Origin of the sequence: Streptomyces sp. NPDC018019 (assembly GCF_044327805.1) — a bacterium.
Taxonomy (GTDB): Bacteria; Actinomycetota; Actinomycetes; order Streptomycetales; family Streptomycetaceae; genus Streptomyces.
Genome location: NZ_JBIRGD010000031.1, coordinates 46,563 through 70,231, shown reverse-complemented (window position 1 = coordinate 70,231; position 23,669 = coordinate 46,563). Strand labels below are relative to the sequence as shown.

Genomic DNA, 23,669 nt, shown 5'->3' with positions numbered 1-23,669 from the left:
GTTCCGTTCCCCCGTGGGCCGCCTCGTTGTCCCCCGTAGAACCGCGATGGCGACGTCTTGCCGGAAAGATACCGGCTGCCGCAAGATCCTTCCAGCGATAACGGTGTTTGAAAACTCAACTCAAGTGAAGTCCGGCGGCGGAAGTGGCTGTTCGGCCGTGGGGGAGCGGCTCCGCTTCCGCACGGCGCGGTCCGCGGAAGGTGCTGCACAGCCCAGCAAATTGCACGGTTTTCCGGCCACTGTGCCCGGCGCGGCGGGGCGGTTCGTGGAGCCTGTGGGGCGCCGTCCGCTCACGCCCCGCTTTTTGCGCATTGTTGACGATTCGGTGCCGGACTCAGTTGTTCCGCGGGAGATCTGTGTCCGTCGGAGCGTCCCCGGGCTCCCCCTCGGAGGGCCCGGCGAGCTGGAGTTGCAGACGTTCCGCCTCGTCCGTACGGCGCTGGGCCCGGTACAGCTCCAGTGCCTGCTGCCAGGCTTCCCGGGCCTCGGCGGGCCGGCCCAGCGCGGCGTGGGCCTGGCCGATGCCTTCGAGGAGCACGGCCTCGTAGTAGGTGTTGCCGGTATCGCGGAAAAGCGCCAGGGCGGGCCGTCCGTGCTCCAGCACCTCGGCATACCGGCCGGTGCACAGTCCCAGGTAGGCGTGGACGCTCAGCGAAAGCGCCTCGCCGTTGCGGTTCCGGTGGCGGCGGTGCAGCAGCAGCGCCTTGTCGCCGTACGCCGCGGCCTGCTCGAAATGGCCCAACTGCGCCGAATACCAGGCCGACTGGTTGAGCCCACGGGCTTCCCACTCCTCGTCGCCGACGGCCTGGAACAGCGCCAGGGACCGGGTGGCGTGGTCCAGCGCGGGCCGGACCTCACCCCGCTGGCCCCAGGCCCAGGCGAGGACACGGTGGGTGTGGGCCTGGCTCGGCAGGTCGTCGGCGCTCTCGGCCAGGGCGAGGGCCTGGTGGAGATGCTCCAGCGCTTCCGCGTGCCGGCCCACCAAGGCGCAGGCTTCGGCGAGGAGCCGGTGTGCAGGGGCCTGGGCGGTCGGGTCGCCCACATGCCGGGTGGCGTCCAGCCCCGCCCGGGCGACCGCCACTTGGTCGGGCAGGAGACCCCGCCGCCAGTGGTACGTGTGCAGCGCCGGCGCCAGTTGCCACACCAGCGTGTGCCACTGCCGCTCCACGGCCAGCCGCTGGGCGGCCAGCACACCGGCATGCTCGGCGTCCAGCCACGCCAGCGCCCCGGCCTCGTCGCGCAGCGGGTGGGGCAGGCAGCCCGCCGCGGGCGGGTCGAGCCGGACCGACTCGCGGTGCGGGTCGAGCACCTGGTCCCCGGCGTAGGCCGTGTGCAGGTAGAAGTCGACCAGCCGTCGCAACGCGCGGTCGAGACTGTCCCCTGCCTGGTGGTGGCGGGCCTGGTCGCAGGCGTAGAGGCGGATCAGGTCGTGGAGCCGGTAGCGGCCGGGGGCCGGCTGGGACACCAGGTGGGCGGTCTCCAGTTCCCGCAGCAGCACGCGGGCCCGGGCCTTCGGCAGTCCGGCCAGGGACGCGGCGGCGGCCAGACTGATGTCCGGCCCCGGAGCCAGGCCCAGCAGCCCGAGCAGCACGGCCGCCTCGGGGGACAGGGCGTGGTACGAGGACGAGAACGCGGCCCGCAGGTTCAGCGGGATCTCACCGGCGTCCAGCTCGTCGAGCCGGGTGGTGTGGTCGCGCAGTTCCTCGGCGAGCACGCTCAACGGGAAGCCGGGGTGGGCGGTGGCGCGGGCGGCCACGATGCTCAGCGCCAGTGGCAGCCCCGCGCAGCACGCCAGGAATTCCCGCACCGCCGCGGGCTCGGCGTCGACCCGCTCGGCCCCCAGGTGGTCGACCAGCAAGCGGCGGGCCTCGTCCTCGGACAGGACGTCCAGGTCCAGGGAGCGGGCACCGTGGGCGGTGACCAGCCCGGCCAGGTGGCGGCGGCTGGTGACCAGCACCGTACAGGCCGGACCGCCCGGCAGCAGCGGGGCCACCTGCGCGGTGTCGCGGGCGTTGTCCAGCACGATCAGCATCCGCCGGCCGGCGACCAGACTGCGGTAGAGCCCCACCTGGGCGTCCAGGTCGGCCGGCACCTCGGCCGGGTCCACCCCGAGGGCGTTCAGGAAGCCGCGTACCGCTTCCGCCGTCGGCATCGGCTCGCCGAGCGGGGTGAAGCCCCTCAGATCCACGAACAACTGTCCGTCGGGGAACCGGTCGGCATGCCGATGGGACCAGTACAGGGCGAGCCAGGTCTTGCCGATTCCCCCGGCGCCCCCGAGCGCGGAGATCATCACGGTCGTGCCGGACTCCACCGCATCGTCCAGCGCGGCGGTCAGGGCGGCCAGTTCGCCGGCCCGGCCGGTGAAGCGGCTCGGCGCGGCCGGGAGCTGCTGGGGTACGACGGTCCGCTCGCGCGCGGTGTGCAGATGCACGCCGCCGTGGACGACGCCGGCCTGTACGACGGTGCCCTCGACCGGCGCGGACACCTCGTTGCGCACTCCCGCCTCCCGCGGGCCCCGGCCCTGGTCCTCCGATGTACGCTCCACCGTCACCACCTCCACCTCCCGTCACGGCGGTCGGCGCTCCCAGTGTCCCGACGGCGCGGTTCCGCATATGCGGAGGAGGCACATCTGTACCCGTGCGAGTGAAGATCACTTCGGCGGCACGGGCAACGGCACCAGGCCCGGCTTGCCCTCTTCGGGCGACGGAGCAGCACTTTCGCGGCGGAAAAGCCGTTGACGCCAGGCGGTGCTCGGCGGTCGGATGGCGCCCCATGAGCACAGGGCAGATGCATCCCGGCCTGCACCCCATCGACGACGACCTCGTACGGCGGCTGGTCGCCGGGCAGTTCCCCCGGTGGGCGGGGCTGCCGGTGCGGCGCTTCCCGTCCGGGGGCACGGTCAACGCCATGTACCGGCTGGGTGACGAGATGGTCGTACGGCTGCCGCTGGTGCGGGGCGGCGCCGCGGACGTCCTGCTGGAACGGGAATGGCTGCCCCGCCTGGCGCCCTGGCTGCCGGTGCCCGTCCCCGAGGTGCTCGGGGCCGGGGAGCCCGCCGAGGGATATCCGTGGCCGTGGTCCGTGTACCGGTGGCTCGCGGGGGAGAACCCGGAGGCGGGGGCGCTGAGCGATCCCGTACTCCTCGCCGGGGACCTGGCCGGACTGGTGACGGCGCTGCGGAACATCGATCTGCCGGGGGCGCCGGCGGCCCACCGCGGCGGGCCGGTCGCCTCGCTCGACGCGCCGACCCGGGCGGCCATCGAGGAACTGCGCCAAATCCCGCAGGAAGGCATCGACTGCGCTGCCGTGACCGCCGTGTGGGAGGACGCGCTGCGGGCCCCGGCCTGGGACGGGCCGCCGGTGTGGCTGCACGCCGATCTCATGCCGGGCAACCTGCTGGTGGACGGCGGGAGGCTGACCTCGGTGATCGACTTCGGGTGTACGGGGGTGGGCGATCCGGCCTGCGATCTGTTCCCCGCGTGGAACCTGCTGCCGGCCGACGCACGGAAGACCTTCCGGGAGTCGCTCGGTGTGGACGACGCGACGTGGGCCCGCGGCCGGGGCCGTACGCTCTCGCAGGCCCTCATCGCGCTGCCGTACTACCGGAACACGAACCCGGCGATGGCGCGGAACGCGCGGCACGTGATCCGGGCGGTGGTCGAGGAGGACTGAGATCCCGGCCCCGAAGCGCGCTCGCCGCGCCGCACCTCGTCCGTCCGGCCAGGGCGGGACGGACGAGGCGGAAGCTCGGCAGAAGTGGCACCCGGCAGAGGCGGGACCAGGTCAGCAGCTCAGGTTGCCGCCGGTGCTCGTGCCCAGGATCTGGGTGAACTTTTTGTACGAGTCGATACGGCTCTGCACCTGGCCGGGGTTGCCGCCGTTGCACTCCATGGAGCCGTTGATGCTGCGGATCGTCTCGCCGAAACCGCGGTCGTTGACGATCGCGTCGTGCGGCGTCATCGTGCCGGGCCCGCGCTGGGACATCCAGTACCACAGCCCTGTCTTCCAGGCCACGGCCGCGTCGTTCTGCACCAGGCTGGGGTTGTGCAGCAGGTCGATGCCGAGCGCGTCACCCGCCGCCTTGTAGTTGTAGTTCCAGCTCAGCTGGATCGGCCCGCGCCCGTAGTAGGCCGCCTGTCCGGCGGGACAACCGTACGGCCGGTTCCAGTCACAGTAATGCGGATAGTTCGCCGTGTTCTGCTCCACGATGTGGACCAAGCCGCCCGTCTCGTGACCGACGTTGGCGAGGAAGGCGGCGGCCTCACGCTTCTTGATGGTGTCGTTTCCGGTCTTGGCGAAGCCGGGGTATGCGCTCAGGGCCGCCTTCAGGCCGTTGTACGTGTAGAAGCGATTTCTGTTCGGGAACATTTGGTTGAACTGCGCCTCGCTCACCACGAAGTCGCCGGACGGGTTGGTTCCGCCGCCGCAGTTGTACGGCTCCCAGAACCAGGTGCTGATGACCGGGTCGTAGCCGGGGTTGTCGTGCTTGGCCCGGTAGTACATGCCGTCCGTGTACTTGACGATGTCGCCGGTGACGTACGGCTTCCCGGCCGTCCAGACGGTGAAGTTGCAGGCGGCGGCGGGCGCCGCGGTACCGGGGGAGGGCGCCGCGGAGGCCTGCGGAGCGGTGGCCATGAGGCCGGCGGCGCAGGCGGCGGCCGACAGGACGGCGGCTAGACGCTTCTTGAGCAACACCTGATCACTCCTCAGTGCGGCAGGGCCGCGTGAGATCGGCGACGGACGGTCCGGCGCGCGACGAGCAACGAGGATCACGCTCCGCTTCGCGGGCGCAATCAACAGGTGCAGGTACTCAACCGTTTTGGTATGAACCAGTCAAGATGATGTTCGGACACGTGGTTGATGGTGGGACGACCTGTCTCCGGGCCCGGCCGCGCGTCATGCGAGGCCCCTCCACGCGTCGGCTCCGAACGCGCCTTTCACATCGGATGCGATGGTGGCGGCGTTCACCGTGGCGTGCAGGGCGTACACGGTTGTCTTGTGTGTGCCGCGGACGCTGAGGCGGACCGGGCTGTCGCCCGGGTGGTCCGCGAGAATGCGTTTGAGTTCCCTGACGGCCTGTTCGGTGATGCGGTGGGCGGGGAGGGCGAGCAGTACGGGAGGTTTTCCGCCGTGCTCGGCGGAGGACACGTCCAGTACCGTGAGTTCCCGGCCGAAGATGTTCACGGTTCCGTCCCGGTCCTCGATCCTGCCTGTGACGGAGATGACGTTGTCCTCGGCCAGAGCGGGCTGCACGAGCCGGTAAGCGGCGGGAAAGAAAAGGACTTCGACGGCGGCATCGCGGTCCGCGAGGTTCACGATGGCCCAGGGATTGCCCTGTTTGGTCGTCTTGAGCTGGATGCCGGTGATCAGACCGGAGAGCTGTACGTCCCCGGTGGTGCGGCCGGAGGCGAGCAATTCGGCGATGGAGCAGTCCCGCGCCCTGGAGAGGACGTGTTCGGCGCCGTCCAGCGGGTGGGCGGAGACATAGAGCCCGAGCATGTCGCGTTCGGTCGCGAGGAGTTGTCCGCGGGGCCACTCGGCCTCGCCGATGGGGAAGTCGAGGCCGAAGGCCGGCGCGCTGCTTTCTGATCCGCCCAGGTCGGCGAAGAGGTCCTCTTGTCCAAAGCTTGCCGCCTTCTTCACCGGGGTGATCGCGTCGATGGCGTCCTCGTGGACGGCGGTGAGGCCCTTCCGGGTGTGCCCCAGGGAGTCGAACGTGCCGGCCTTGATCAGGGACTCCACGGCCCGCTTGTTCAGTGCGGGCAGGTCGGCCTTGCCGAGGAAATCGGAGAAGGAAGTGAATTTCCCTTTCCGGCGGCGCGCGTCGACGATGGCGTCGATGACGTTGTCGCCGACGTTGCGTACGGATCGCAGCCCGAACCGTACGTCGTCACCGACGGCGGTGAATTCGGCGACGGATTCGTTCACATCGGGCTGGAGGACCCGGACGCCGTTCTTGCGGGCGTCGGCGAGGTAGACCGCGGCCTTGTCCTTGTCATCGCCGACCGAGGTGAGCAGGGCGGCCATGTACTCGGCCGGGTAGTTGGCCTTGAGATAGGCGGTCCAGTACGAGACGAGGCCGTAGCCGGCGGTGTGGGACTTGTTGAACGCGTAGCCGGAGAACGGGAGCATGACGTCCCACAAAGCCTTGACGGCTTCCTCGCTGAAGCCATTTCCCCGCATGCCGTCGTGGAACTTGTTCCACTCCGCGGCCAGTACCTCCGGTTTCTTCTTGCCCATCGCACGGCGCAGCAGATCGGCGCCGCCGAGGGTGTATCCGGCCAGTTCCCGGGCGATGGCCATGATCTGCTCCTGGTAGACGAGCAGGTGGAAGGTGGTGCCGAGGATCGGCTCCAAGGCGTCGCGCAGTTCCGGGTGGATCGGGGTGATCTCCTGGCGGCCGGTCTTGCGGTGCGCGTAGTTGGTGTGCGCGTTGGCCGCCATGGGACCGGGCCGGTAGAGGGCGTTGACCGCGGCGATGTCCTCGAACCGGGTGGGTTCCATCTGCCGCAGCAGGACGCGCATGCCGCCGCCGTCGAGCTGGAAGACGCCGAACGTGTTGCCCTCGGCCAGCAGCCGGTACGTTCTGGCGTCGTCCAGCGGGATCACGACGGTGGCCGGGTCGCCGTCCAGAGGGGCCACGGTGGCCAGGCCGATACCCCGGTTCTCGCGGACGTTCTCGATCGCCTGGTCGATGACCCCCAGGTTCCGCAGCCCCAGGAAGTCCATCTTGACCAGGCCCATGGCTTCGCAGGACGGGTAGTCGAAGCCGGTGATCTTGACACCGTCCGCGGCACGCATGTGCAGCGGGATGCGGTCGGTCAGCTTCGTCTTGGAGAGGATCACCGCCGCCGCGTGCACGCCGGTGCCGCGGGTGAGCCCCTCCACACCGCGGGCGGTGTCCACGACCCGCCGCACGTCCGGCTCCCCGTCGTACATCCGCCGGATCTCGCCGGCTTCCGCGTACCGCTCGTGGGCAGGGTCGAAGACGGCGGCCAGCGGGGCGGACCTGCCGTTCTGGTCCGGCGGGAGCGCCTTGGTGATCCGCTCGCCGTGGGCGTAGGGGTAGCCGAGGATGCGCGAGGAGTCCTTGATCGCGTTCTTGGCCTTGATCCTCCCGAACGTGTTCACCATGGCGGTGTACTCCTCGCCGTACTTCTCGGTGACGTAGCGGACCATCCGGTCGCGCTGCCGGTCGTCGAAGTCGAGGTCCACGTCCGGCGGGTTGATGCGCTCGGGGTTGAGGAACCGTTCGAACAGCAGGCCGTGCTCCAGGGGGCACAGCTCGGTGATACGGGTGGCGTAGGCGACGATGGAGCCGGTGGCCGAGCCCCGCCCCGGGCCGAGCGGGATGCGGTTCTCCCGGGCGTGGCGGCAGATGTCCGCCACGACGAGGAAGTAGGAGCTGAAGCCCATGGGACCGATGACGGACATCTCGGTCTCGAAGCGGTCCACGATGTGCCGGGGGACCGGGTCCCCGTAGCGCATCGCCAGCCCCTTGAGGACCTCTCTGCGCAGCCACGACTCCTGCGTCTCGCCTTCGGGCACGTCCGGGAACCGCGGCATCTCGTCGACGTGGTCGAAGACCTCGTCGTAGGACCCGATGCGCTCGGCGATCAGCAGGGTGTTGTCGCAGGCTTCCGGAAGCTCCGAGAACAGGCCGCGCATCTCGGCGGCGCTCTTGAGGTAGTAGCCGGAGCCGTTGAAACGGAAGCGGTTCGGGTCGTCCTTGTCCTTGCCGACGCCGATGCACAGCAGGCTGTCGTGGGCATCGGCCTGGTCCTCGGTGCTGTAGTGCGCGTCATTGGTGGCCAGGAGGGGGATGTCCAGTTCCGCGGCCAGGCGCAGCAGGTCCTCCCGGACCGCACGCTCGATGTCCAGGCCGTGGTCCATCAGCTCCAGGAAGTAGTTCTCGCGGCCGAAGATCTCCTGGTAGGCCGCGGCGGCGGCCCTCGCCTCGGCGTACTGGTCCAGCCGCAGCCGGGTCTGGATCTCGCCGGAGGGGCAGCCGGTGGTGGCGATGATGCCGTCGGGCCGTTCCGCGATCAGCTCCCGGTCCATACGCGGTTTGCCCGCCGGGAACTGCCCCTCGTAACTGGCCTGCGTACTGAGCCGGAACAGATTCCGCAGGCCCTGGGCGTTGTACGCCCACATGGTCAGGTGGGTGAAGCGGCCGCCACCGGAGACGTCCTTCGACCCCTCGCCGTCCGGCCCCGTGGCGCGACGGCCTCCCGGCCCCCAGAACTCCTGTTTCCGGGCGATCCGGGAGGAAGGGGCCAGGTACGCCTCGATGCCGATGATCGGCCTGATGCCCTCGAAGCCCTTCGCGACTTGCGCGAACTCGTAGGCGCCGAACATGTTGCCGTGATCACTCATGGCGATCGCCGGCATCCCCAGCCGGGCCACCTCGCGGAACATCGGCTCCAGCTTCTGCGCGCCGTCCAGCATCGAGTATTCGGTGTGATTGTGCAGGTGTACGAAGGAATCCGGCACGTGGGTCGCCTTCAGGTCGAGTAGGGAGCCCCCTTCCGGCCGGGGGCACGACGGTGATCGTGTCGGTGGCCGGCCGCACCGGCCGCGGCAGCCGGCGGGCTGCCGGACAGCACGCCGTTGCCGTGGCGCTTGCCAAACCACACGTTGACCGGTGCCATCCAAGCGAGCGCGATATCGCGGAATCAAACAACCATTTCCCTGGTCGGACTCAACCAGTGGTTGTCCGCCTAAGATGGTCGGCGTGGACCTCAACGCCGTGCGCACCTTCGTCACCGCCGTGGACGCGGGACAGTTCCAGGAAGCCGCCATCAGCTTGTCGATCACTCCGCAGGCCGTGTCCAAGCGCATCGCCGTGCTGGAGAAGGACCTCGGGGTGCAGCTGTTCAGCCGTACGGCCCGTGGGGCCCGGCTGACCATCGACGGGCAGGCCTTCCTGCCGTACGCCCGGGCGCTCCTCCAGGCCGAGGAACGGGCGGCCGCCTCCGTGCGGCCCGGGCGCCGGGCGCTGCGCGTCGACGTGATCGGCCGCCGGGTCTCACTCGCGGGTCTGCTGCGCGGCTTCCACCGTGCGTACCCCGAGACCGATCTTGATGTGGTGACCCTGTTCGACTTCGACACGGCCATCGCCGCCGTCCGGTCCGGGACGATCGACGCGACCTTCCGCGCGGTGACCATGCCGGGCCGGCGGCTCCCCGACGGCATCGAGGCCACTCCGGTCTTCGACGAACCGCTGTACCTGTTCACCGGACCGGCTCACGAGTTCGCCACCGCCCGCGCGGTCGCACCCGCCCAGCTCGCCGGGCGCCGGATCTGGATGCCCGGCAACCTGCCCGGCACCGAGTGGGCCGCCTACTACGACGAACTCGCCGCCACCTTCGACATCACCATCGAATCGACCGGCCCCAACTTCGGTATCGAGCACCTCCTCGACACGATCGCGGGCTCCTCGACGCTGGCGACCTTCGTCAGCGAACAGACCCCGCTGGTCTGGCCCGCCGGCCACGATTTGCGGCGCATCCCCCTGCACGACCCGACCCCCGTCTACCCGCACTCCCTGATCTGGCGCACCGACAACCCCCACCCCGCCCTCACCGCACTGCGCAACCACCTCACGTCCAGCTACCCCGGCCGCCCCGACAGCGGGATCTGGATGCCGGAGTGGGTCGGGTGCGTTCAGTAGCGAGGACCGGCCTCGGGAAAGTCGGCGATCTTGCCGGGCATGTCGAGGGCGATGGGAAGTTCCGGGGCCGGGGCGCTTTCGTCAGGGGCGACGTGCGAGGGTCTGCCCCATCACCTTCACCGTGGCGTGCCGGACGAGGGATCGAGGACCGTAACTGTCCGCAGTGCGTTCTACGGTCGGCGCCGGGTCGCCGTTCGGGCTCCCCGTCGCAAGGATGACGGCAGGTAGTGGCCGCTCCACCTGGACACCGGGCCGCTACAACCTGAATACCTGGGGAGCCGATGTCGAGCGGTTCATCGATCTGGTCATCCAGCGCCCCACGATCGTGGCCGGTAACTCCTCCGGCGGCATCATCACCGCCTACGTGGCCGCGTACGCCAAGCCCGGCCTGGTGCGCGGCGCGATCCTGGAGGACCCGCCGCTGTTTTCCTCCCAGGCCGCCCCGCCGTACGGCCCCGGCATGATGCAGAACCTCGGTCCGATCTTCGCGTTGTGGGCCAAGTGGCTCGGCCCCCAGTGGTCCATCGGCGACTGGACCGGCATGGTCGATGCCGCTCCCCGCGAACTTCCGGCGTTCCTGCACCCGGGGATCGGCTTCATGATGGGCGAGGGGAACCCCGGCGCCGGCGCCTCCCCCACCCCGGTGCAGCACCTCAAGGAGTACGACCCCGAATGGGCCCAGGCATGGGTCACCGGCACCGCGAACGCCGGCTGCGACCACGCCACCCTGCTCGCCCAGGTCAAGGTGCCGACCCTGCTCACCCATCACTTCCACATGACCGACCCCGACACCGGTCAGCTCATGGGCGCGATGACCGACATCCAGGCAGCGCAGGCCCGTCGGCTGCTGGAATCCACCGGCCGGCCGGTGACCTTCACGCCACTCGATGCCCCGCACACCATGCACGAACCGATGGCGCAGCAGTACGCGGACGTCATCACGGAGTGGATCAAGACTCTGCCGTGAGCTTGGGCATCGAGAACCCATGGAAGCTCGACAGGAACTCGCTTGCGGTGCTCACCGTAGGAATGCGGGCCCGGGAAGTTCCCCTTCCCGGTGGAAGGACGATGCCGACGGCTCGCCAGTCGCGGCCGAAAATCTGCTGGAACCTCCGGATGTGACGTACTCCTACCGGCACGCAGTCGGCACGCGGTGGGCAAGGAAGAACCATGATCTTCCCTACTGGGGCGGAGGGAGGCCCTTGGACCAAGACCGAGGAGTAGCCCGACACAGCCCGGAGGGGGGCCTGCGCCCGGGCCGGTGGTACAGCGCGCAAGCGCCGCGGTCCCGGGGCGGAAAGCTGACGGTGAGTGAGATACGTTGCCGGCCACGCCGTTTCGTTTCTACGGCTCTGGGCACTGCGACGGTGACAGAGTCACGCAGGTGCAAGGAGGGGATCGGATGGGGTCGGGAGACGACCGTGGTCTTGCCGACGGCCGAATACGGGAGGCGGTGCGCGACTTGCCGCTGCCGCCACCTGGTTCCGTCGGGCCGCCGGCGGAGTACCGGCGTCTGCGCGCCGAGTGCCCGGCGGCGCGGGTACGGCTTCCGGTGGATGCCCCCGGCTGGTTCGTCACCCGCTATGCCGACGTACGGGACCTGTTGGCCGACGACCGGCTGATCCGTCCCCCGGTGGACGGCTGGCCCGCCGACGCCGATGGCACGGACCGGACGCGGGACGCTCAGTTGATCACCATGATGGAACTCGACGGGCCTCCCCACCAGGCGCTGCGCGCGGCGGTCGCCGACGCCTTCAGTCTCCGCGCGGTCCGCGCCCGCCGACCGGTCATCAGGCACCAGGCCGACCGGCTCCTCGACGAGTTCGAACGCGGCGGCCGGCCCGGCGACCTGGTGGCCGGCTTCGCGGAGCCGTTCCCGCTGCTGGTGGTGTGCGAGCTGGCCGGCCTCCCGTACGAGGACCGGCACACCTTCCTGGGCCCCGCGGACGCCGCGTTGGGAGCCCTGACCACGCAGGACGAACGCCACGAGGTGGCACGGTGGCTGCGCGAGTACATCACCGAGCTGATCGAGCACAAACACCGCACGCCGGGCGAGGACCTGCTCACCGACCTCGTACGCCGCCGTGACGCCGGTGAGCTGAGCACGGACGAAGTGATCGCGTTTGGGCTGTCCGTCCTGGTGGCCGGTTACCGGACCAGCACGATGTTCCTGGCCAACGCGATCCACCAGCTGCTGATGCGCCCGGACCGGCTCGCCGCGCTGCGCGCCGACCGGAGCCTGCTGCCCGGCGCGGTCGAGGAACTGCTGCGCTTCCTGCCCGTGATGAACGGCCCGGTGGTCCTGGTGGCCACCGAGGACATCCCGCTGCACGGCGAGACCATCCGGGCCGGGGAAGCGGTCATCCCCGTCATCGCCTCAGCCAATCTCGACGAGACGGTGTTCCCCGACGCCGCCGAACTGGATCTGGGCCGCGAGAAGAACCCGCACCTGGCCTTCGGGCGGGGCACCCACAACTGCTTCGGCGCGCACCTGGCGCGCGCGGAGCTGGAAATCGGCCTGGAGGCGCTGCTGGACCGGTTCCCCCGGTTGCGGCTCACCGACCGCGCCCAGGTGCGCTGGGACGATGATTCCCCCGCCAAGTCGCCCCTCACCCTGCCCGTGGAGTGGTGACCTGGCCGGACGCGGACCAAGGCACCGCCCGCTCGCCGGAGTCCCCGCCGCCGCACATTCCGGCGTGCGGGCTCCGACTCCGTGGTGGTGCGGTCAGGTGATCAGCAGGCAGCGGACGTAGACAATGCCGGACGCCGTCGCTTTGACGTGCCAGCTGCGGTTGCCGTCCGGCCGTGACTCGAAGGCATGGCCGTCCTCCCTGAGGGCGTACCCGCCTCCGGTGGCATGGGCGCGCCGGTTCGGACAGGTGACGGTTCCCTCGAAGATGCCGTCGTTGGTGAATTCGAGCGCGGCCTGGTGTGTGGTCACCGTCGTGGCACGCGGTGCAGGCCCCGGGCCCGCCAGTGCGGTCCCGGGGCCCGCGGCGGACATCAGGGCGGTGGCCAGGGCAAGGGACGCAAGGTGACGGATTCGGGGGCGGTTCATGCGCTCTCCTCGGTTCGGCTCTGTCTCTCGTACGGGAAGCATCGGCCACAGGAACCGCACTCAACCCGAACGTGCCTCCGCTCCGCCCGTCCCGGTCAGGTGTCGAACACTGGTGCCGGGCTCCACGGCCGCGCGCGTTGCCGGCGGTGAGGGAACAGGGGCGGCCGCCGTAAGGAGGTAGGCAGCATGCTCAGGTGAGCAGCCGCAGCAGGTGGGCGCAGGCTGCCGCTTCGGTGGGGTGGCGGGCGATGACGTGGTGGGTGCCGCGTTCGTACGCGCCGGTCTCCCACGTTCCGTCCGGGGCCGGCCGCAGGAACAGGAAGTCCGGGGGTGTGGGAGCCGGTTCGTGGACCCCGTCGATGCGGTAGTGACCGTCGGCCACCCCCGCGGCGCGCAGCGCGGTCCGCAAGGCGCGGCGGTCCGTGGGGGTGTCCATGGCCATGGAGATGACGTTACTGCCTGGTGGCCACGGCGGTGAGATAGCCGTGCTCCAGGAGCCATTTCACGTTGAGCCGCTGTCCCTGGCCGGGGTCCAGGAACACCGCGTCCAGCTTGATCTGCTGTCCGCCGCCGGGCTGCTCGAACCACGGCGCGATGCTGCCCTGCCACACCCAGAACGGCTTGGCGACCTTGTACACGCGGTAGTCACAGGGCGCGGTCGCCTCGCGGGTGTTGAGGTTCTGCGGGGGCAGGGACCGCTCGGCGTACGCGTCCCCGGCGGGTGCCAGGAACCCGCCGAACTCGGAACCGAAGCGGTCCAGCCGCTGGCCGGGGCGCAGCTTCGTGGGCTCCTTGTCCACCGTGCCGTTGACCTCACCGAAGCCGTCGTTGGGCGGGTACTTCCAGCCGCCGGAGTCCGCCGGGCCCTGCCAGTACTTCTTCAGGAACGCGGACGGCGACAGCTTCCCCGTCCTCTTGTAGCCCTTCAGCAGCGGGCCCACCGGGGCCTGCTGCTTCTCCGGCAACCACTTCGGGCCGAGCCGCGCGTCGCCGTGGAACGTTCCGGTGCAGGGCTCGTGCCGCGCCGTCGCGGCCGTCGCGGCGGCGGGCCGCTGGTCCGGCCGGGGCGCGGCGGAGGCGGCCGGGGCGGTCGCCAGGCCGGCGGCGAGGCCGAGGGCGGTGAGTACGGTACGTATGCGGTGCACGCGGGAGTCCCTTCGCACGTGGGTGGTCCAGCAGGACGGCGGAGCGCAGGCTAAACGTTTCTCCGCCGGGAGCGCCACGGCCGCACCGCATTCCGGCCAGGCCCGCACCGGCCCACCCGGCACCTACCACCGGCTCCCGCCAGCCGTCCCCCGAAAGGGAATTGCCCCTGCCCCGCAGGCGCCCGCCCGCCACAATCACCAGGATGGACAACCAGCGGGTACGCGTCGGATTCCGGGTCGAGGGCATCGTCCAGGGGGTCGGTTTCCGGCCCTTCGTGTACGCGGCGGCGTCACGGCTGGCGTTGAGCGGCCTGGTCGCCAACGACCCCGCCGGGGTGCACATCGAGGTGGAGGGGCCGGACGAGGCCGTGACCCGCTTCCGGGGGCTGCTGGAGAGCCAGGCGCCGCCGCTGGCGGTGATCGAGCGCATCACGGCCCGGCCGCTCCCGCCCGCCGGAGACACCACCGCGGGATTCACCATCGAGGCCAGCCGTGCGGCCGACGCCGCGCCGCCCCGATCCCCCGGCCTCCCGCCCGGACCGCCTCCACACCGCACCCTCGTCCCACCCGACATCGCCACCTGCGACGACTGCCTCCGCGAACTCCTCGACCCGGCCGACCGGCGGCACCGCTATCCGTTCATCAACTGCACCAACTGCGGCCCGCGGTACACCATCATCCGGGACCTGCCGTACGACCGGGCCCGTACGACGATGGCCGGCTTCCCGATGTGTGCCGACTGCGCGGCCGAGTACGCGGACCCGGCCGACCGGCGCTTCCACGCGCAGCCGGTGTGCTGCCCGGCCTGCGGGCCCCGGCTTCGGCTGGTGGACCCGGGCGGCACGCCCCTTCCCGGGGAGCCGCTGACGGCGGCTGCCGGGCTGCTGCGCGACGGGCGGATCCTCGCCGTCAAAGGGCTCGGCGGCTACCACCTCGCGGTGGCGGCCGGCCACGAGCACGCGGTCCGCGCCCTGCGCGCCCGTAAGCACCGCGCGGACAAGCCGTTCGCGGTGCTGGCACCCGACCTGGCGACGGCGGCAGACCTGTGCGAACTCGGCGCCGCGACCAGGTCCCTGCTCACCGGCCCGCACCGTCCCGTCGTACTGGCGCCGCGCCGCCGCGGCACCCAACTCGCCGACGCGGTGGCGCCGGGCTGCCGCGACCTCGGCCTGGTCCTCCCGTACACGCCGGTGCACCGGCTGCTCGCCGACGAGCTGGCCGGACCGTACGTACTGACCAGCGGCAACGTCTCCGACGAACCCATCGCCCACCGGGACGCGGACGCCTTCGCACGGCTCGGCGGCATCGCCGACGCCTTCCTCACCCACGACCGGCCGATCCACGCCCGTGCCGACGACTCGGTCATCCGGGTGTACGCGGGCCGCACGGTGCCGGTACGACGGGCGCGCGGCTACGCGCCGCAGCCCCTGCCGCTCCCCGTCCCCGCGCCCCGCCCGCTCCTGGCCTGCGGCGCCCAGCTCAAGAACACCTTCTGCCTGGCCCGCGACCGCCACGCCTTCGTCTCCCCGCACATCGGCGACCTGGCCAACGCCGCCACCCTGGACGCCTACACCACGGGCATCGGCCGCTTCGCCCGCGTCCATGCCGTCGAGCCCGCGGTCATCGCGCACGACCTGCACCCCGACTACCTCTCCACCCAGTACGCGCACGACCTCGCCGACACCACCGGGGCGGATCTCGTCGGGGTCCAGCACCACCATGCGCACATCGCCGCGTGCCTGGCCGACAACGCGGCGTGCGGACCGGTCATCGGGGTGGCCTTCGACGGGCTCGGCCTCGGCACCGACGGCACGCTGTGGGGCGGCGAGTTCCTCGTCGCCGACCTGCGCGGATTCCGCCGTGCCGGCCACCTGGAACCCGTACCGCTCCCGGGCGGCGCGGCAGCCGTACGGGAGCCGTGGCGGATGGCCGTCGCCTACCTGGACGCCTGTGCGGAGGGCGACGACGCGTACGGCGCCGACCTGGCCGTACGGCACCGTCACCGCGACCGCTGGGACGCGGTCCGCCGCCTGGCCCGGTCCGGTCTCGGCGCTCCGCCCACCTCCAGCGCGGGGCGCCTCTTCGACGCCGTGGCGGCGATCCTGTCGATCCGCGACACCGTGCACTACGAGGGCCAGGCGGCGGCCGAACTGGAACGTCACGCCGATCCCGCGGTCCACGGCACCTACGCCGTCCGTACCGACGGGGGACGGGTGCGGGCCGCCGACCTCGTCCGGGCGGTGGCCGAGGAGGTACGGGCCGGCACCGCCACCGGGGCCGTCGCGGCGCGGTTCCACAACAGCGTCGCCCGGCTGATCTTCGACTCCTGCCGGGCGCTGCGCCGGAGCACCGGCCTGACCACGGTCGCGCTGTCCGGCGGTGTCTTCCAGAACGGTTTCCTCCTCGAACGCACCGTGCCCGCCCTGGAACGCGACGGCTTCCACGTCCTCACCCACCGGCGCGTACCACCCAATGACGGCGGCATCAGCCTCGGCCAGGCCGCGGTCGCGGCAGCGCGGGACGCGGCGGGGGAGGGCCCCGAGGCGTCGTCCCCGGGCACGCCGTGACGGCCAGGCCCCTTCGGACCCGGGGGGGGGGAGCGGGACACATAGCATGCCCCGATGGAAGACGAACAGCGTCGATCGGCGGGGTGGGGCACAACGGCAGGGCTGGGCAAGCCGTCCCCGTACACCGTCATGGTCAGCGCCTGTCTGCTGCTCTCCGCCGTGGCCGGTTGGAGCGGTCTGGTGCTGGTCGTCGCGGGCCAGGTGGTTCCCGGGTGGCTGGTCGGCTCGGCGCTGCTTCTGGTCTTGTTGGTGATCGTGGGCGTCCGGGCCGTGCGGCGCCGTGTGGCGGGTGGGGAGGCCGCCAAGAGGCGCAGCGTTCCAGCCTGCCTGGTCCTCGCGCTCCTGGGCGGCGCGGCCGGGCTGGGGAGCGCGCTCGGCGCGGTGGGCGATGTGCTCGGGGGCGCGGAGTACCGCGTGCTGGAACCGCACGGACCGGGAGGCTGCCGGGCCGTCACGCGCGAGACGTCGTTCCTGATGGCGGGCGGGGGCGAGGTGTACGCGGTGGGCGGCAGCGGCATCGGCCGGCGTGAGAGTTCCTGGACCGCCGACGACGGCCTCCGCCCCATCGCCGAAGGGCTCTACCGGCTGAGATGGGGTGTCGGCGGCGGCAGCCTGGTGGTCAGCGGCAGGGTGACCGACCCGGTCCGGCCCGCTCTGCACGGGGTCGCCTGCGACTGACGGCGGACGGCTGCCGGAGCCTGGTGGGCCCGATGCCGCACACGGGGGGATGCGGCATCGGGCCCACGACACAACTTAACCGCGAACAGCCGAGCGAAAACGCCGACTTGCCGAAGTCGGCGAAGGTTGGCCGAACGCGCCGCCCCAGCAGGCCCGCCCCAGCGGGCCCGCCCCGACAGATGCGCTCCAGCCGCTCCGCTCCACTGGACCTGCCTCAGCAGATCCGCGGCAACGGATCGCCGATCAGTACGTCCACGATCCGCGTCCCCCCGAACTCCGTGTTCACCAGGACCAGGGACGCCGGTTCGGCCACCACCCGCCCCACGACCGCCGCGTGCCGGCCGAGCGGATGCCCGCGCAGCGCCGCCAGTGCCGCGTCGGCGTGCGCGCCGTCCACCACCACGGCCATGCGCCCTTCGCATGCGATGTAGAGCGGGTCGATGCCCAGCAGCTCCGCCGCGCCCCGCACCTCGTCGCGTACCGGGACGGCGGCCTCCTCCAGGACCACCGCCACGTCCGAGGCCCGCGCGATCTCGTTGAGGACAGTGGCCAGGCCGCCCCTGGTGGCGTCGCGCAGGCACCGTACGCCGTCACCGCAGGCCGCCAGCAGCGTCGCCACCAGGGCCGCCAGCGGCGCCGTGTCCGAGACCAGGTCGCTCTCGATGCCGAGTTCGCCGCGGGCCAGCATGATGGTGGTGCCGTGGTCGCCGACCGGGCCGGACACCAGGACCGCGTCGCCGGGGCGGGCCTGCCCGGCGCCCAGGGCGTACCCGTGCTCCACCGTGCCGACGCCCGAGGTGTTGACGTACAGCCCGTCCGCCTTGCCGCGCTCCACCACCTTGGTGTCCCCGGTGACGATCTGCACGCCCGCCGCGGTGGCCGCCCGCGCCATCGAGCCGGCGATCCGCACCAGGTCGGCGACGGGGAAGCCCTCCTCCAGGATGAAGCCGGCGGACAGGTACAGCGGCCGGGCCCCGGCCGTCGCCAGGTCGTTGACGGTGCCGTTGACCGCGAGGTCGCCGATGTCCCCGCCCGGGAAGAACAGCGGCGCGACCACGTACGAGTCGGTGGTCAGGGCCAGCCGGGCGCCGCCCGCCGGAAACACCGCCTGGTCCTCCAGCCGCGCCAGCAGCGGATTGTCGAACGCTTCCAGGAACACCGCCTCGACCAGCGTCTGGGTGGCTTTGCCGCCGGCGCCGTGCGCGAGCGTCACCCGCTCCTCGCGCACCCGGGCCTTGCGGCGCCGCGCCCGGTCGATGCGCCGCAGCACCTGCTCCTCCTGCTCGGTGCTCATGTCCGCGCCGCCTCCCGTACCGAGGACCGGCTGAACCGGCCGAAGTTGTAGTACGCGGCGCACGCGCCCTCGGAGGAGACCATGCACGTCCCGATCGGTGTCTCGGGCGTGCAGGCCGTGCCGAAGACCTTGCACTGCCACGGTTTGAGCACGCCCTTGAGCACTTCGCCGCACTGGCAGGACTTCGGGTCGGCGACCCGGACCCCGGGAAGGTCGAAGATCCGCTCCGCGTCGTACGCGGCGAACGCGTCGCGCAGGCGCAGCGCCGAGTGCGAGATGAAGCCGAGGCCGCGCCACTCGAAGTACGGCCGCAGCTCCATCACCTCGGACAGCGCGCGCAGGGCCCGGGCGTTGCCGTCCCAGGGCACGACCCGGGCGTACTGGTTCTCCACCTCGCAGCGCCCCTCGGTGAGCTGGCGCAGCAGCATGTGGACCGACTGGAGGATGTCGAGGGGTTCGAAACCGGCGACGACCAGGGGCTTGCCGTACTGCGCGGAGATGAAGCCGTACGGGCGGCAGCCGATCACCGTGGAGACGTGGCCCGGGCCCAGGAAGCCGTCCAGGCGCAGGTCGGGGGAGTCCAGGATCGCCTTGACCGCCGGAATGATCGTGACGTGGTTGCAGAAGACCGAGAAGTTGTCCAGCTTCTCGGCCGCCGCGCGCAGCAGGGTGACCGCGGTGGACGGCGCGGTCGTCTCGAAGCCGATGGCCATGAAGACGACCCGCTGGTCCGGGTGCTGCCGGGCGATGCGCAGCGCGTCGAGCGGGGAGTACACCATCCGGATGTCCGCACCGGCCGCCTTGGCGTCCAGGAACGACTCACGGCCGCCCGGGACCCGCATCATGTCGCCGAAGGACGTCATGATCGTGTCCGGCTGCCGGGCGATGTGCAGGGCGTCGTCGACCCGGCCCATCGGAATCACGCAGACCGGGCAGCCGGGGCCGTGCACCAGGGTGACCTGCTCCGGCAGGTGGTCCTCGATGCCGTGTTTGTAGATCGTGTGGGTGTGCCCGCCGCACACCTCCATGAACGTGTACCGGCGGCCCGGCTCGCAGAGCCCGGCGATCTCGGTGGCGAGCGCCCGCGCCGTACGGGCGTCGCGGTACTCGTCGACGTAACGCATCAGTCGGTCCCCGATTCCCGCAGTGCGGCGATCTCGTCGTCGTACGCCTGGCCGATGCCTTCGAGGAACTCCAGCGCGGCCCGTGCCTCGGCTTCGTCGATCTTGGACATGGCGAAGCCGACGTGGATGAGGACCCAGTCGCCGGGCCCCACCCGCTCACCCTCCAGAAGGGCGATGTTGACGGCCCGGCGGACGCCGCTGACGTCCACCCGGGCCAGGTCCGGCTGCCCGTCCACCATGCCGACGACCTCACCGGGAATCCCGAGGCACACGGTCACCTCCCGGGCCCGCCGCGCGGTCCTCCTCGGCGACCCGGAGGGACACCAGGGTGAACTCGTCCCCGGGCACCGTGATCAGCTCCACCTCCGCGCCCTCGGCGACGGTGCCGGCCGCGACCAGCTCGAAGCCCTGGGCGAGGGCCGGTTCGACCACCGCGTGCGCTTCACCGATGCGTACCGTCACCCCGGTGACCCGGCGGCCCCGGGCGCGGTTCTCCACGGCCTGAAGGATGCCTTCGCACAGCCCGACCTCATGCATGACTACCGTCCGTTCCCTGTTCCGCCGCGGCGGGGATGCCGCGGCCCATCCGCTGTTCCAGCAGTTCCGTCACGAGGCGTACGGCCTCGTCCACCGCGCCCAGGACGGGCGGGCTCAGCCCCATCTCCTCCTCCAGGCACGCCGGTTCGCAGCCCAGCACCGCCACCCACGGCAGCCGCACACCCAGCCGCCGGAGTACGCGCAGGACGGTTTCGGGCGCCATGTCGTGGGCGTCCATGGCGGGCGCGGCATCGCCGCCCGGGGCGGTCAACTCCTCGCCTGCCGCGCCGGGTTCGAGGACGTACAGGGTCCCCGGCGGCTCGCCGCGCCGCATCGCGTCGATCAGGACCAGGCCCTCGTACCCGTTCATCAGCTCGTACGCGAGGTGCACCCCGCGGATGCCGAAGTCGGCGGCCCGCGCGCCCTCGGGCAGCGGTACGGCGGCCAGCCGCTGGGCCACCTCCACCCCGAACCCGTCGTCGCCGAGGAAGACGTTGCCCACGCCCGCGACCATCACCTTCACAGCAGTTCCACCTCATCGGGAGCGAAGTAGCGAAAGCGGCCGACCGCCTCGTGCAGGTCGGCGCCGAGATCGTCGTCGAGGGTCACCGCCAGGTGGGTCCCGCCGTCGATGTCCTGGAGGACCGCCGACACCCGCGCCGTACGGCCGTGCAGGAACATGTCCTGCGCATCGGTCCGCCGGCCGCCGCCAGGACGCAGCCGTACACGCGATCCCCGGGCGGCCCAGCCGCCGAGGACCTGCACGCGGTCGCCGTCCCGGCCTGGTGCGGCGTCCGGCTCGTCCCGCCGCCGGCGGACCGCGCCGTGCAGCCGCTCCAGCGCGTCCGGCGCGATGGTGTCCGCGTGCTCGATGATGGCCGCCGCCCGCGCGTCGGTGGCCCTGGCCTGGCGCTTCTCCTCGTCCGTCAGGGTCATCGTGCGCAGCGTCAGCAGTTCGTCGATCTCCGTGCCGTCGTGGAAGTCGGCCGGGCTCTCCTCGGCGATGCGCGGGTGGTCACCGAGGATGATCGGCGCGCAGAGCAGGGTGCGGTCGTCGATGAGCGCGGGCCAGGTGTGCCGGCTCTCGCACCCGGCGGCGGCACCGGCGGCCCACCGCGGCGGATCGGTGGGGGACAGGAACCGGCCGCCGGTCACCGCGAGCAGGGTGTGCGTGCCGATGAGCGCGCCGCACAGCATCTCCGCGCGGGTGTCGCCGCCGTCCGGCACGTCCTCCGCCGCCCGCTCCGTACGGTTCTCCGCACGCACCCGGACCTTCAGCAGGCCGTACGGGCCGGGCACCGCCTCCGTGGCGATCCGCAGCTCACCGCGCAACGGCCAGCGCCTGCGGCCCTCCTCCGCGCCGCCGGCGACCTCGAAGGGGCGGGTCACGACCGCCCCCGGCACCAGATCCGCGTGGGCGTCGATCTCGCGTACCACGCCCTCGTCCCACGGCGGATCACCCGGACCGCGCGAGAACCGCCGCTGCACCTGGAGGAACCTGAGCCGCACGGTGAGCGCCGTCCCGCGGCTGCGGCCCGGATCGACGAGGCAGTCGGCCTGCGCGTACGACGTCTCGGACGCGTCCGCCCCCGGGGGCGCCAGCACGCCGAACTGCCAGCGCAGCCGGTTCTTGGGCGCGGACGCCCGGTACGGGTACAGGATGTAGCCCTCGAAGAGCACGGCGTCCGCCACCGCCCGGGCCCGTTCGAACCCAGCGGGCTGCCCGCCGGTCGCCCCGGCGCTCACCGCACGTCACCGCCGCCGCACCGCTCCCGCGCCCCGTCCCCGTCCACCGGCCCTCTCCCCGCCAGTCCGAGGAGCGCCCCGACCGTCTCCTCCCAGGTGGTCAGCTGCCGCTCGTGCTTGAAGTCCTGGAGCGCGTCCAGCGTGTCGCGGCGCAGCCGCAGCCAGCCGCTGTCCGGGAAGTACAGGTCCATCAGCTCACGCCACACGGCCGCCGGCAGCTCCGCCGTGCACTCCTGCTCCCACGGCACCATCCCGACCCCCGCCGCGGTGAAGACCGTCCCGCTGAACAGCATCAGCACCGGCACCTCGCCACCCTCCAGCGCGTGGAAGTACTGCCCGCCCGCCACCTCCAGGTCGTACGAGCAGGGCACCGGGACGTCGGTCTCCGTGACGCCGCGGAAGCCGGGCACCATCACCGTCACGGTCGCCAGCTGCAACGGCTGCTGCGTGGTGGACCAGCGGCCCGGCGCCCCGAACAGAGCGGCCAGGCGGGCCTGTTCGAACGGACTGTACGCGCGCCGCTGCGGCTGGATGCGCAGCTGGCAGCGGAGCGCGACGGCCCGTACATCCAGACCGCTCCGTTCCTCGATCCGCACCCGGAAGACCAGGGTCGGCGCCGCCGCGTACGGCTCCGGGCGGACCTCGGTACAGGTGAAGGCGAAGTCACCCATGGGCGTCCCCTTCCGAGGCGGACCCGGGCTCCGCCGAGCGGCCCCGCAGCTCCGCGAAGAACGCGTCCAGTTCGCCGCGCACCCGCTCCCCGCCGTCGAAGCCCCGCCAGTGCAGCCGCATCCGCCCGACCAGGTCGTAACAGGTGTCGATGGGGACGAGATGGCACTCGACCTGCTCGCCGACGCGGCGCAACAGCAGCGCCTCCACATCGTCGGCCAGGTCGGACACGCCCGGGTTGACGGCCATCACCCGCTCCCAGGCCGCGTCCGGCAGCAGTGACTCCGTGGCACCGCCGGGACTTGGATAGAACACCACGTACCGGCCCAGGCGGGAGTTGCGGAAGCAGAAGACCATGCCGACCGGCAGTTGCAACTCTTCCCACTGACCCGCGCCGAGCGCGAAGTGGCGCACATGGCGGTAGCGCTCCGGCACCCCGCGATAACGCCCCTGCGCCGTCCCGTGATGGGTGAGCAGCAGCCCGCATGCCCGGCAGACGCACAGCAGCCCGCGGTCGTCGAGATCCACCACGTGCCCGTGACGGCCCGCGCCGCGGGGGCCGGAGCACAGTTCGCAGCGCGGCCCGGGCGGTGGACCGGCGGGCTCGCGGAAACGGCGCAGGCCGTGACCGGTCGTCACGCCCGCACCTCGCGGCCGGCGGGCCAGGGGCCCTGCGCCGGCGGCCCCGACCCGATCTGGAGCAGCGGCTGCGCGGGCGCCGCCGTCTCCACCCGTACGCCGGTGACCTCCGGAGCCACCGACCGGACGGCCCGCTCGACGGCGTGCTGCACGGCGGCGGCCGTGGCGGCGCAACCGCCACGGGCACCGCGCAGCCGGAGGCGGGCCAGGCCGGTGTCGTCGATGCCGAGCAGTTCGACCTCGCCGTCCCGCTCCCCGAGGAAGGGGCGCACCCGGCCCAGCGCCTCGGCCACCCGGTCCGCGGTGCTGCGCGGGTGCAGGTCGTGCAGGATCAGCAGACTGCCCACCAGGTCGTCGGCGGCCAGCTTCGCCACCTGCTCGACGGGCAGCAGCTCGGTGATCCGGGCCAGTCCGTCGCCGTACAGCCGCATCAGCAGCCGGACCAGCTCCTCCACCTGCTCGCCGATCCGCGGTGCGGCGGCCAGCCGGTCGACCAGCTCCGCCACCCGCGCCTCGGCCTGCCGTAGTTCGTCCATGGA

The 23,669-nt window shown here is 71.8% G+C and carries 21 protein-coding genes; 6 read left to right on the top strand and 15 right to left on the bottom strand.

Features of this window, described 5'->3' with window-relative positions:
* Positions 1 to 334: 334 nt before the first annotated feature.
* A complete protein-coding gene (locus ACH4FX_RS35820; RefSeq protein ID WP_398485645.1) occupies positions 335 to 2,545 on the bottom strand; it encodes an ATP-binding protein in 2,211 nt (736 codons plus the stop codon).
* A gap of 227 nt (positions 2,546 to 2,772) precedes the next feature.
* On the opposite strand from ACH4FX_RS35820, the gene ACH4FX_RS35815 reads away from it, so the two are divergent.
* Positions 2,773 to 3,672 (top strand): aminoglycoside phosphotransferase family protein, encoded by a 900-nt coding sequence (locus ACH4FX_RS35815; RefSeq protein WP_398485644.1) that lies wholly within the window; start codon positions 2,773 to 2,775, stop codon positions 3,670 to 3,672.
* Positions 3,673 to 3,783: 111 nt separating this feature from the next.
* On the opposite strand, the gene ACH4FX_RS35810 is transcribed toward ACH4FX_RS35815, so the two are convergent.
* The gene (locus ACH4FX_RS35810; protein WP_398485674.1) at positions 3,784 to 4,692 is read right to left on the bottom strand and encodes a glycoside hydrolase family 19 protein; all 909 of its coding nucleotides are present in this window, start codon (positions 4,690 to 4,692) and stop codon (positions 3,784 to 3,786) included.
* A 204-nt stretch (positions 4,693 to 4,896) separates the two neighbouring features.
* A complete protein-coding gene (gene dnaE, locus ACH4FX_RS35805; RefSeq protein ID WP_398485643.1) occupies positions 4,897 to 8,493 on the bottom strand; it encodes a DNA polymerase III subunit alpha in 3,597 nt (1,198 codons plus the stop codon).
* Between the two features lie 241 nt (positions 8,494 to 8,734).
* On the opposite strand from dnaE, the gene ACH4FX_RS35800 reads away from it, so the two are divergent.
* The 3 genes from ACH4FX_RS35800 to ACH4FX_RS35790 all read left to right on the top strand — a co-directional run bounded on the left by ACH4FX_RS35800 (position 8,735) and on the right by ACH4FX_RS35790 (position 12,305).
* Entirely contained in the window at positions 8,735 to 9,673 is a 939-nt protein-coding gene (locus tag ACH4FX_RS35800; RefSeq protein ID WP_398485642.1) for a LysR family transcriptional regulator, read from the top strand.
* Between the two features lie 214 nt (positions 9,674 to 9,887).
* Positions 9,888 to 10,640 (top strand): alpha/beta fold hydrolase, encoded by a 753-nt coding sequence (locus ACH4FX_RS35795; RefSeq protein ID WP_398485641.1) that lies wholly within the window; start codon positions 9,888 to 9,890, stop codon positions 10,638 to 10,640.
* Between the two features lie 435 nt (positions 10,641 to 11,075).
* Positions 11,076 to 12,305 (top strand): cytochrome P450, encoded by a 1,230-nt coding sequence (locus ACH4FX_RS35790; RefSeq protein ID WP_398485640.1) that lies wholly within the window; start codon positions 11,076 to 11,078, stop codon positions 12,303 to 12,305.
* A gap of 93 nt (positions 12,306 to 12,398) precedes the next feature.
* Here the strand turns inward: ACH4FX_RS35790 and ACH4FX_RS35785 are convergent, their stop codons facing one another.
* From ACH4FX_RS35785 to ACH4FX_RS35775, 3 genes are all read right to left on the bottom strand, one after another.
* Positions 12,399 to 12,731 carry a hypothetical protein gene (locus tag ACH4FX_RS35785; protein WP_398485639.1) on the bottom strand — a complete coding sequence of 111 codons (333 nt, stop codon included), beginning with the start codon at positions 12,729 to 12,731 and terminating at the stop codon, positions 12,399 to 12,401.
* A gap of 190 nt (positions 12,732 to 12,921) precedes the next feature.
* Positions 12,922 to 13,173 (bottom strand): hypothetical protein, encoded by a 252-nt coding sequence (locus ACH4FX_RS35780; RefSeq protein ID WP_398485638.1) that lies wholly within the window; start codon positions 13,171 to 13,173, stop codon positions 12,922 to 12,924.
* 10 nt (positions 13,174 to 13,183) lie between these two features.
* Positions 13,184 to 13,876 (bottom strand): TNT domain-containing protein, encoded by a 693-nt coding sequence (locus ACH4FX_RS35775; RefSeq protein ID WP_398485637.1) that lies wholly within the window; start codon positions 13,874 to 13,876, stop codon positions 13,184 to 13,186.
* A gap of 203 nt (positions 13,877 to 14,079) precedes the next feature.
* Here ACH4FX_RS35775 and hypF point away from each other — a divergent pair, with 203 nt between their 5' ends.
* Both hypF and ACH4FX_RS35765 read left to right on the top strand, forming a co-directional pair.
* On the top strand, positions 14,080 to 16,443 hold the full coding sequence (gene hypF, locus ACH4FX_RS35770; protein WP_398485636.1) for a carbamoyltransferase HypF: 2,364 nt from the start codon (positions 14,080 to 14,082) through the stop codon (positions 16,441 to 16,443).
* A 54-nt stretch (positions 16,444 to 16,497) separates the two neighbouring features.
* Positions 16,498 to 17,121 carry a hypothetical protein gene (locus ACH4FX_RS35765; RefSeq protein WP_398485635.1) on the top strand — a complete coding sequence of 208 codons (624 nt, stop codon included), beginning with the start codon at positions 16,498 to 16,500 and terminating at the stop codon, positions 17,119 to 17,121.
* Between the two features lie 214 nt (positions 17,122 to 17,335).
* Here the strand turns inward: ACH4FX_RS35765 and hypE are convergent, their stop codons facing one another.
* Genes hypE through ACH4FX_RS35720 form a run of 9 tightly spaced genes read right to left on the bottom strand, consistent with a single transcriptional unit; the run spans position 17,336 to position 23,666 of the window.
* Positions 17,336 to 18,415, bottom strand: coding sequence for a hydrogenase expression/formation protein HypE (hypE, locus tag ACH4FX_RS35760; protein WP_398485634.1), 1,080 nt, complete (start codon positions 18,413 to 18,415; stop codon positions 17,336 to 17,338).
* A complete protein-coding gene (gene hypD, locus ACH4FX_RS35755) occupies positions 18,412 to 19,539 on the bottom strand; it encodes a hydrogenase formation protein HypD (protein WP_398485633.1) in 1,128 nt (375 codons plus the stop codon). Before hypD ends, hypE begins: the two co-directional genes overlap by 4 nt.
* Positions 19,539 to 19,811 carry a HypC/HybG/HupF family hydrogenase formation chaperone gene (locus tag ACH4FX_RS35750; protein WP_398485632.1) on the bottom strand — a complete coding sequence of 91 codons (273 nt, stop codon included), beginning with the start codon at positions 19,809 to 19,811 and terminating at the stop codon, positions 19,539 to 19,541. Before ACH4FX_RS35750 ends, hypD begins: the two co-directional genes overlap by 1 nt.
* On the bottom strand, positions 19,789 to 20,076 hold the full coding sequence (locus tag ACH4FX_RS35745) for a hydrogenase maturation nickel metallochaperone HypA (RefSeq protein ID WP_398485631.1): 288 nt from the start codon (positions 20,074 to 20,076) through the stop codon (positions 19,789 to 19,791). Before ACH4FX_RS35745 ends, ACH4FX_RS35750 begins: the two co-directional genes overlap by 23 nt.
* On the bottom strand, positions 20,069 to 20,590 hold the full coding sequence (locus ACH4FX_RS35740) for a hydrogenase maturation protease (protein ID WP_398485673.1): 522 nt from the start codon (positions 20,588 to 20,590) through the stop codon (positions 20,069 to 20,071). The genes ACH4FX_RS35745 and ACH4FX_RS35740 overlap by 8 nt, the downstream gene beginning before the upstream one ends.
* Positions 20,591 to 20,595: 5 nt before the next feature.
* Positions 20,596 to 21,822 (bottom strand): hypothetical protein, encoded by a 1,227-nt coding sequence (locus ACH4FX_RS35735; RefSeq protein ID WP_398485630.1) that lies wholly within the window; start codon positions 21,820 to 21,822, stop codon positions 20,596 to 20,598.
* The gene (locus ACH4FX_RS35730; protein WP_398485629.1) at positions 21,819 to 22,493 is read right to left on the bottom strand and encodes a DUF6084 family protein; all 675 of its coding nucleotides are present in this window, start codon (positions 22,491 to 22,493) and stop codon (positions 21,819 to 21,821) included. Before ACH4FX_RS35730 ends, ACH4FX_RS35735 begins: the two co-directional genes overlap by 4 nt.
* Positions 22,486 to 23,130, bottom strand: coding sequence for a DUF5947 family protein (locus ACH4FX_RS35725; RefSeq protein WP_398485628.1), 645 nt, complete (start codon positions 23,128 to 23,130; stop codon positions 22,486 to 22,488). The genes ACH4FX_RS35730 and ACH4FX_RS35725 overlap by 8 nt, the downstream gene beginning before the upstream one ends.
* Entirely contained in the window at positions 23,127 to 23,666 is a 540-nt protein-coding gene (locus ACH4FX_RS35720; RefSeq protein WP_398485627.1) for a NifU family protein, read from the bottom strand. The genes ACH4FX_RS35725 and ACH4FX_RS35720 overlap by 4 nt, the downstream gene beginning before the upstream one ends.
* Positions 23,667 to 23,669 lie beyond the last annotated feature (3 nt).